Here is an 8,283-nt window from a genome sequence, read left to right as displayed (position 1 = left end):
GATCAAAGCGTGGTCCGCGCAACGCCGGGCGTCGGGCAGCGCGCCGAGGACGTGGCCGAGCATCGGCGCCAAACCTCGGAAACCGAGATTGCGACGTTGCGCCAGGAGCGCGACGCGGCGCGCCGAGACTATGGCGCGGTGAAGGTTCAACTCGCCGATCTCCGCTTGCGCGGCATGACCGACGAACTCGCGCATGCCCGTTGCCGCGATGAAAACCGCCAGCTTCACCAAAGGCTGGAAACGCTGACACGCCAGGATCCCCCCAACGGACCGGCAGCCGATGACAATGCCGATCTCGAACGGACATTCGACGAATTGCTGGCGGCTGGCGAGATCGGCGCGGCCAATGACGGCGGCCCCACCGGCGGGACGCGCAAAGCGTCTTGACCGCCTGCTGAGGCATATCGGTACGCAGGTGGCCACGTCGAGCCGACGGACGTGTTGGTGATCGGCATGACGCCGCCGCCCTTCTGGCACACCGAACTCGAGGCCGTCGAAACGTCGAGTGCATTCCAACGGTTGTCGTGTCTGTGGATGCCCTCAGCAAGCGTCTTGATCCCTGCCAGAGCGAGGATTCCGAGCCATGAAAAATGAAATGGCTGCCGCAGGTCTCCTCGCCATCAGTCCGGCTCGATCATTGCATCGCCGAGCGCTCCATGCCCTTGGATAGCATCTGGAGCGGCGGCGGCGTAGATACCGTTTGGAAGAATGTTCAACGTCAAAGCTTAGGAATCGCCATGAGTAGGCAAGATCGAGGCCTTACGCGCTTGTCACGCAGGACGCGCAACGGCTTCAAGAATGCGGCGTTAGCACTTCATCTAGCGATCAATGTAGAACGACGAGACAGCATTGCCATTCGTGTAACAGGCGGCATGGGCGACCATATCGTGGCCGTCCGGTTTATTCGCGATCTGCTGAGCCACTTTGGCCACGCAAAAATCGACGTCTATTCCGTAACGGGCGGAATGGGCTGGCTCTACGAGCCTCTCCCGGATGTAACTTTCATTGAAGCTCCGAGACGCGTATTTACGTGGGTCACGCGTCGATATATTCTTGTCCTGCAGCTCACACACACCGTAGATCTTGTGCACATGAGTTCTGCCGCTGCCGAACGGTGGCCGGCGCTTTCAGCAATGCTGCAAAGCATCGCACCGTATCGGAAGATGTTTTCGCATGCGATCGATGCGCATCCTCATTTGGACTTCCATCCAGCACTTGTAGCCCAATTTCAGAACGTGAGGCGAGACACCTTTCTGAACCATGTCAGCGGTGTGCCCTTTGGCGGCCATCAATATCCGTTACCTGAGGATGCGTCCTTGGTTCAAAGCTTGGGACTGGACCATAAACCCTACATTACCGTCCATAATTCCTTCAGCGAGGAGTCGGGTCGCCCTCGAGCTACGCGAGATTATCCGTTCTTGGATGATGTCGTGAAAGAGGTGAAGGCGCAGTTGCCGGATCTTCCGGTTGTTCAAGTCGGCGTGGTAGGAGGCACCCTCAGTTCGGCCGACTACAACCTTTCTTCCAAGACAACACAGCCGCAAATCACCTCCGTTCTTGCGAACTCGTCCATGCATTTCGACATGGAGGGAGGGCTTGTTCATATCGCAAGCTGTGTAGGGACGCCGTGTTGTGTCGTTTTCGGTCCAACGCCGATCGGCTATTACGCCTACCCGAACAATATCAATATTGCCCCGCGTGTCTGCGGCGATTGTTGGTCCATTACATTGGATTGGCAAAAGACCTGCCTTCTAGGCGCCGCGGAACCGCCTTGCATGTTCACACAACCACCCAAGGCGGTGGCGCATGCGGCGTTACCGCATCTGCGAGTTTTGTTGAGCGAAAAGCGCCGATCAGCCTGAAGGGGCACTTGCAGGCGAACAAGGGCCGGCAAGCGTTAGCATGGGAAACAGCAGACCACGATACACCAAAAGGCCAACCGGGAACGCAACGCCGGCGCTGCCGCGCACAAGCGGATCCCAAAACAAACACAGGCTAAATTGTCCCACCCGAAGCTCGAAGAGTGAAGGATGGTGCCCCTAGCCGGAATCGAACCAGCACTCCTTGCGGAACTCGATTTTGAGTCGAGCGCGTCTACCAATTCCGCCATAGGGGCTCAGGCCGGGCGGCCTGGATGGCGCGGGACTATACGGTTGGAGGGCTGTTCGTCAACTGGCCAATTCTCCGGCGCCCTCAAGATGCGACCAAACTGCGCCTTTCGATTTCGTGAGGGGGCTGCCATTGTGCAGCGCGGAAAATCTTTCTAGACAGGCGGCGCATCAAAGCGCGGCACGTCTGCGGGGACGGATGGCGTGCTCTGGGTCTTTGTTGCGTGCATGCCGTTAAACCCCAACCTGCCTGCGCAATGGAACGACACGCATTAGGAGTGCCGATGCTTCGCGGACTTTACGACTGGACCTTGTCGCTGGCGGCCCGCAAATCCGCCGAATGGTGGCTGGCCTTCATCGCCTTCGTCGAAAGCTCGGTGTTCCTGGTGCCGGCCGACGTGCTCTATCTGCCGATGGCGCTGTCGCGGCCGGATCGCGCTTACCGCTATGCGCTGATCGCCACCGTCGCCTCGGTGCTGGGCGGCATCGCCGGCTGGTTCATCGGCCACTACGCCTATGACGCGGTGGCGAGGCCGATCCTCGAATTCTACGGCAAGTACGACGAGTTCGAAGCGCTGCGCGCAGGGGCAGGCGTCGGCTTCATCGTCCTGATGCTGATCACGTCGGGCGCTGCCCACCTGCCGCCGATCAAGGTGGTGACGATCCTGTCCGGCGTCATCGGCGTCAATTTGCTGTTGTTCGTGGTGCTGGCGATCGTGGCCCGCGGTGGCCGTTTCCTGCTGCTCGCCTGGCTGCTGCGCCATTATGGCGAACCGATCCGCGAATTCATCGAAAAGCGCCTCGGCCTCATCGCCGGCGCCGGCGCGGCTGCCCTGATTTTGCTCTATATCCTGGTCAAATACGCGTTCTGAACAGAACCATTGCGAGCCGGACGGACCGATTGAAATGACAGCGACCATGAATGCCGACACCGGACGCCAGCGCACGCTGACCGCCTTGTTCCTCGCCGTCGCCATGGCCGCCACCGTCGGCTCGGCGCTCGCCTTCCAGTATTTCGGCGGCTATATCCCCTGCCACCTCTGCCTCGAACAGCGCACGCCCTACTATATCGGCGTGCCGCTGATGGTGCTGGCGGTGATTGCGTCGATGCTGCACGCACCCAGCTGGCTGACGCGCGGCCTGCTGGCCGTCGGCGGCATCCTGATGCTCTACGGCCTCTATCTCGGCGTCTACCACTCCGGCGTCGAATGGCAGTGGTGGGCCGGCCCGACCGATTGTACCGCAGGCGCCGGGCCGGTCGACACCGGCGGCAAGGGCGTGCTCGACGCGCTCGACAAATTCGTGCCGCCGTCCTGCGACAAAGCCGCCTTGCGCATCCTTGGCCTGTCGCTGGCCGGCTGGAACGCCATCGCCAGCCTGATCCTCGCCGCCGTCGCCTTCCGCGGCGCCCTCACCCGCGACTGATTTGGCGCGATGGCGCCGACGCGAGATCGTTCAAAGAATTCGGCAGGCTGAGTCGTATGGAGTGATTGTCGAGAACCGAAGCGGAGCGGACATTTGGTCCGTGAGCATCGGAAGCGCAGACAATTGCTCCAGACGGCCAGCCTCCCGAATTCTCGAACGATCTCAGGGTTCGAGTTCGACATCCCAGTACAGATAATCCATCCAGCTCTCATGCAGATGGTTGGGCGGGAACAGGCGACCATTGTTGTGCAGATCGTGCACCGTCGGCTGGAAAGGCTTCTGCAGCGGCCACATCTTGGCATGCGCCGGCATCATGCCGCCCTTCCTCAGATTGCAGGGCGAGCAGGCGGCAACGACATTCTCCCATGTCGTCGCGCCGCCGCGATGGCGGGGGATGACGTGATCGAAGGTCAGATCCTCCGGCGTGCCGCAATACTGGCACTGGAAGCGATCGCGCAGGAAGACGTTGAAGCGGGTGAAGGCCGGGTGCCTGGAGGGCTTCACATAGGCCTTCAGGCTGACCACGCTCGGCAGCTTCATCGAGAAGGTCGGCGAGGAGACGGCGTGCTCGTATTCGGCGACGATGTTCACCCGGTCGAGGAACACCGCCTTGATGGCATCCTGCCACGACCAGAGCGACAAGGGGTAATAGCTGAGCGGACGGTAATCCGCATTCAGCACCAGTGCTGGAAGCCCATCCGGAGATACGGCAACCGTCACGTGTTCACCTCCTTGGTTCTAGACCCGAACGGCGCGGATACTGTAAGCCCGACATGACAGGGATGTGAAGCGGATTGTCGCGTCGCCTAAGCGCCAAAAATGCATGATTTTTATGATTTTTTGCGGATTCAGGCCGGCGGCGCGGCGTCCCGCCCTCTGGTTTCGCGATAATAGGACCAGAAAAGCCGTGATGCGACACCTCGCCACGGGCTCCATGATTCGGCCAATGCGATCAGGGTTTTCTCCGGCGGACGCGGCTCGATGCCGAGCGCGTGGCCGACCGCGCTCTGCAGCGCGACGTCGCGCGCGGGGAAGATGTCGGGATGCCCGGCGGCGAATAAGAGATACACTTCCGCTGTCCACGGACCGATGCCGGACACCGCCGTCATCGTCGTGATCGCCTCCTCGGCATCGAGCGAACAGAGGTGATGAAGGTCGAGGCCGTCGACCACGGCCTGGGCAACAGCGATCAGGCCGCGCTGTTTGGGCCGCGACAGGCCGGCTTCGCGAAACATGTCCTCGCCGGCGGCCAGGATCGCCTGCGGCGTCAGCGGATCGACGAGCTTGGTCAGCCGGCCGAAGATGGCATCGGCACTGGCGCGGGACACTTGCTGCGAGACGACGATCGACGCCAGGCTTCGAAACCCCGGCTCGGACAGCCGCAGCGGCACCTCGCCGGCCATGCCGCGCACCTTTTCCAGGCGCGGGTCGATCACGCAAAGCGCATCGAGCCCCCGGGCAATGTCGTCTGATGTCACGATACGGCGCATGCTTTCTTGTTCCTCGACCGTCGACAGGGTAGCAATTGGCGAAGCGCCGCAAAACATGATTGCCGCCTGAGAGATGACACTCCTGACATTCCGCTTCGCGCCCAGCCCCAACGGCGACCTGCATCTCGGCCACGCCTATTCGGCGCTGCTCAACCAGAAGCTGGCGGCACGGGCGGACGGACGCCTGCTGCTGCGCATCGAGGATATCGACACGACGCGCTGCACGCCGCAATTCGAGGCCGGCGTGCTGGCCGACCTGAAATGGCTGGGGCTTGGCTGGGAAGAGCCGGTGCGCCGCCAGTCCGAGCATTTCACCGAATACCAGGCGGTGCTCGAGCGGTTGATCGCGGAGGAACTCGTCTACCCCGCCTTCATGAGCCGTGGCGAGATCCGCGCCTTCATCACCGACAGCGAAAAGCGTGGGCGCGACTGGCCGCGCGATCCCGATGGCGTGCCGCTCTACCCCGCCGCGGACAAGGCGCTGCCGCTGAAGGAACGTCAGCGGCGGATAGTCGAGAATGCGCCCTTCGCCTGGCGGCTGGATGTCGAGGCCGCCATGGCGCGTGTCGGCAAGGACCTGTCCTGGACGGAGTATTCCGACGAGACGCTTTCCACGACGCGCTCCGTCGAAGCCCGCCCGCAGGACTGGGGCGACGTGATCTTGGCGCGCCGTGACATCCCGACCAGTTACCACCTCGCCGTCGTCATGGACGATGCGCTGCAAGGCGTCAGCCACGTCGTACGCGGCCAGGATCTGTTTTCCGCCACCGGCGTGCAGCGCCTGCTGCAGCGACTCCTGGGGCTGCCGCAACCGGCCTATTTCCATCATCGCCTCATCCTCGGACCCGACGGCCGAAAGCTGTCGAAGAGCCTCCGTGACACCGGTCTTGCCGCGCTGCGTCATGCCGGCGCATCACCTGATGACATCAGACGGACGGTCGGGCTTTGACCAGGCGAGATCACCTGCCAAATGCGCCGGCCGTTGAATTTCAGTGATGTATGGATCAATGGTTTCGCTTTGCGCGTCGGGTTGAAGCGCATTAGAGCAGCGCCACGGTCAACTCTCCCCAGTACGGCGGCCTCGGAACATGCACAGCATCAAGCGGTTCATCCCCGCCACCTTCGTCGTCTTGTGGGCCACCGGCTTCATCGGTGCGCGCTACGCCATGCCGTGGGCGGAACCGTTCACCTTCCTCGCCGCGCGTTTCGTCCTCGCTGCTATCCTGCTGGCCGTCCTGATGCTTGTGCTTGGCTCGAAAAGAGCCACCCGCCAGGAGGCGCTGCATGCCACCGGCGCCGGCATCCTGATGCATGGCGTCTATCTCGGCGCCGTCTTCTGGGCCATCCACAGGGGCATGCCGGCCGGCTTTTCAGCCCTCATCGTCGGCCTGCAGCCACTGATCACGGCGGTGCTTGCCGGTAAGTTTCTCGGCGAGGCGATCCTGCCGCGCCACTGGCTTGGCCTTGGCATCGGCCTCATCGGTATCGTCATCGTGCTGTGGCCGAAGCTCGGCGCGCTGGGCGGCGGCGTGACCGCGGCGACATTGACCGCCTCGCTGGTCTCGGTGCTCGGCATGAGCGCCGGCACCATCTGGCAGAAGCGCTTCGCCTCCGGCGGCGACCTCGTCGCGGCGACCATGTGGCAATATGTCGGCGGTGGTTCGCTGATGCTCCTTGCCTCGCTCGCTTTCGAAACCCACACCGTCGTCATCAATGGCGAGCTGATCTTCGCCATGGCCTGGCTGGTGCTGGTGCTGTCGCTCGGCGCCATTTTCCTGCTGATGGTCATGATCCGCGACGGGGAGATGTCGAAAGTGGCCTCGCTGTTCTACCTGGTGCCGGCGGTGACGGCGGTCATCGCATGGGCCCTGTTCGACGAGCAGCTCAACGCCCTGCAGATCGTCGGCATGGCGATCACCACATTCGGCGTTGGCCTGGCAACGGCGCGGCAGACGAAGGGAAGAACTGTGGAATTGAGGAATTGAGGAAGAAGCACAGACAGCACCGGATATGGCCCGCTTTTTCTCCAATTCTTCAGTTCTTCAATTCCTCAATTCTACCTGTCATCCCACCCGCGCACGTGCCTCCAGATAGCGGCTGATCGCGGCATTGAGCTCGCCGCCAAGGATGAAGATCGCCGAGACCATGTAGAGGAAGACCACGGCGATCATGATCGACGCCAGGCCGGCATAGGTCGTCACGTAGGACGAGAAGTGGTCGAGATAGGTGGCGAAGATGGTCGAGCCGATAAGCCATGCCGCCAGCGTGAAGACGATGCCCGGCACCAGCGAGACGAAGCGGCGCTTGCCCGCCGGCAGCCAGAAATGCACGGCAAACAATCCGCCGACAATGACCGCCGAAGCGATGACGTAACGCCACAGCGTGATGGTGCCCATATAGGGCTTGATCCAGTCGATATGGGCTTCGGCGATCCGCGCCAGCAGCGGCGCGAACACCAGGAGCACGCTGATCGCCAGGAAACCGGCCGTGGCGATGAGAACGAAGATGATGCTCTGCACCCGGCGGTAGATGATGCCGCGCGTTTCCGAAACGCGATAGGCGCGGTTGAGCGACGTGCGCAGCGCCTCGATGCCGTTCGACGCAAAATAGGCAGCAAGCACCACACCATAGGTCAAAAGGTCGGTGCGCCGGACGGTCAGCACATTGAGCACTTCGCGCGCGATCGGCTTGGCGATCTGTTCGGGCCAGGTGTCGAAGACCAGATGCACGGCGGTGTCGGAGAACGCCTGCGCGCCCAGGAAGCTCGCCAGCGTCGTCGCGAAGATCAGGAACGGGAACAGCGCCATCAGCGATGTGATCGCCAGATGGCTGGCCATCGCCCAGCCGTCATCGGTGTTGAAATGGCCAAGCGCGTCGTAGAGGACCCGCTTGAGGGCTACGATCTTCCGCAACAAGAACCGCGCCCTCCAATTGTCTCCACGCCGGGAATATGGGAAGGGATTGCGGCAAATGGCAACCCTTGGCGAAACCACGAACAGTCCGGCGCAAAAGTTGCGCTCGATTATCATCACCGGTGCGTCTTCGGGAATAGGCGCGTACTGCGCCCGCGCGTTGAAGGCGGAAGGCTGGCGGGTGTTCGCAACGGCGCGCAAGCCGCAGGACATCGCCGCGCTCGAAGCCGATGGCATCGAGGCCTTCTATCTCGATTATTGCGAGCCTGACTCCATCGCCGCGCTGGTGACGGCGGTGCTCGACCGCACCGGCGGCCGGCTCGACGCCCTGTTCAACAACGGCGCCTA

Annotated in this window: 10 protein-coding genes and 1 tRNA gene; 7 read left to right on the top strand and 4 right to left on the bottom strand. The window is 62.3% G+C overall.

The window, feature by feature from the left end; all coding sequences use genetic code 11:
• Both EOC06_RS40910 and EOC06_RS23730 read left to right on the top strand, forming a co-directional pair.
• Positions 1-387: hypothetical protein (locus EOC06_RS40910; protein ID WP_206631242.1), on the top strand; the 387-nt coding region annotated here is incomplete at its 5' end.
• A gap of 203 nt (positions 388-590) precedes the next feature.
• The gene (locus EOC06_RS23730; RefSeq protein WP_128308925.1) at positions 591-1,862 is read left to right on the top strand and encodes a glycosyltransferase family 9 protein; all 1,272 of its coding nucleotides are present in this window, start codon (positions 591-593) and stop codon (positions 1,860-1,862) included.
• 169 nt (positions 1,863-2,031) lie between these two features.
• Here the strand turns inward: EOC06_RS23730 and EOC06_RS23725 are convergent.
• Positions 2,032-2,116 (bottom strand) — tRNA-Leu (locus tag EOC06_RS23725).
• A 276-nt stretch (positions 2,117-2,392) separates the two neighbouring features.
• Between EOC06_RS23725 and EOC06_RS23720 the strand changes: the two genes are divergently transcribed.
• Both EOC06_RS23720 and EOC06_RS23715 read left to right on the top strand, forming a co-directional pair.
• The gene (locus EOC06_RS23720; protein ID WP_023811139.1) at positions 2,393-2,980 is read left to right on the top strand and encodes a YqaA family protein; all 588 of its coding nucleotides are present in this window, start codon (positions 2,393-2,395) and stop codon (positions 2,978-2,980) included.
• 34 nt (positions 2,981-3,014) lie between these two features.
• Positions 3,015-3,533: a disulfide bond formation protein B gene (locus tag EOC06_RS23715; protein WP_128308924.1), complete on the top strand. Its 519-nt coding sequence runs from the start codon at positions 3,015-3,017 to the stop codon at positions 3,531-3,533.
• A 162-nt stretch (positions 3,534-3,695) separates the two neighbouring features.
• On the opposite strand, the gene EOC06_RS23710 is transcribed toward EOC06_RS23715, so the two are convergent.
• Both EOC06_RS23710 and EOC06_RS23705 read right to left on the bottom strand, forming a co-directional pair.
• The gene (locus tag EOC06_RS23710) at positions 3,696-4,253 is read right to left on the bottom strand and encodes an HNH endonuclease (RefSeq protein ID WP_006328497.1); all 558 of its coding nucleotides are present in this window, start codon (positions 4,251-4,253) and stop codon (positions 3,696-3,698) included.
• Between the two features lie 128 nt (positions 4,254-4,381).
• A complete protein-coding gene (locus EOC06_RS23705) occupies positions 4,382-5,023 on the bottom strand; it encodes a DNA-3-methyladenine glycosylase (RefSeq protein ID WP_127268792.1) in 642 nt (213 codons plus the stop codon).
• Positions 5,024-5,096: 73 nt separating this feature from the next.
• On the opposite strand from EOC06_RS23705, the gene gluQRS reads away from it, so the two are divergent.
• Together gluQRS and EOC06_RS23695 are read left to right on the top strand one after the other, a co-directional pair.
• Positions 5,097-5,972, top strand: a complete 876-nt coding sequence (gene gluQRS / locus EOC06_RS23700) for a tRNA glutamyl-Q(34) synthetase GluQRS (RefSeq protein WP_128308923.1) — start codon at positions 5,097-5,099, stop codon at positions 5,970-5,972.
• Between the two features lie 139 nt (positions 5,973-6,111).
• Positions 6,112-7,008, top strand: a complete 897-nt coding sequence (locus EOC06_RS23695; protein ID WP_127272487.1) for a DMT family transporter — start codon at positions 6,112-6,114, stop codon at positions 7,006-7,008.
• A 78-nt stretch (positions 7,009-7,086) separates the two neighbouring features.
• On the opposite strand, the gene EOC06_RS23690 is transcribed toward EOC06_RS23695, so the two are convergent.
• Positions 7,087-7,938, bottom strand: a complete 852-nt coding sequence (locus EOC06_RS23690) for a YihY/virulence factor BrkB family protein (protein ID WP_127270626.1) — start codon at positions 7,936-7,938, stop codon at positions 7,087-7,089.
• A 55-nt stretch (positions 7,939-7,993) separates the two neighbouring features.
• Between EOC06_RS23690 and EOC06_RS23685 the strand changes: the two genes are divergently transcribed.
• On the top strand, positions 7,994-8,283 hold a 290-nt coding region (locus EOC06_RS23685), incomplete at its 3' end, for an SDR family NAD(P)-dependent oxidoreductase (RefSeq protein ID WP_128308922.1).

The organism is Mesorhizobium sp. M7A.F.Ca.MR.362.00.0.0 (assembly GCF_004023175.1).
GTDB lineage: Bacteria > Pseudomonadota > Alphaproteobacteria > Rhizobiales > Rhizobiaceae > Mesorhizobium.
This window is presented reverse-complemented; position numbering and strand designations above follow the sequence as displayed.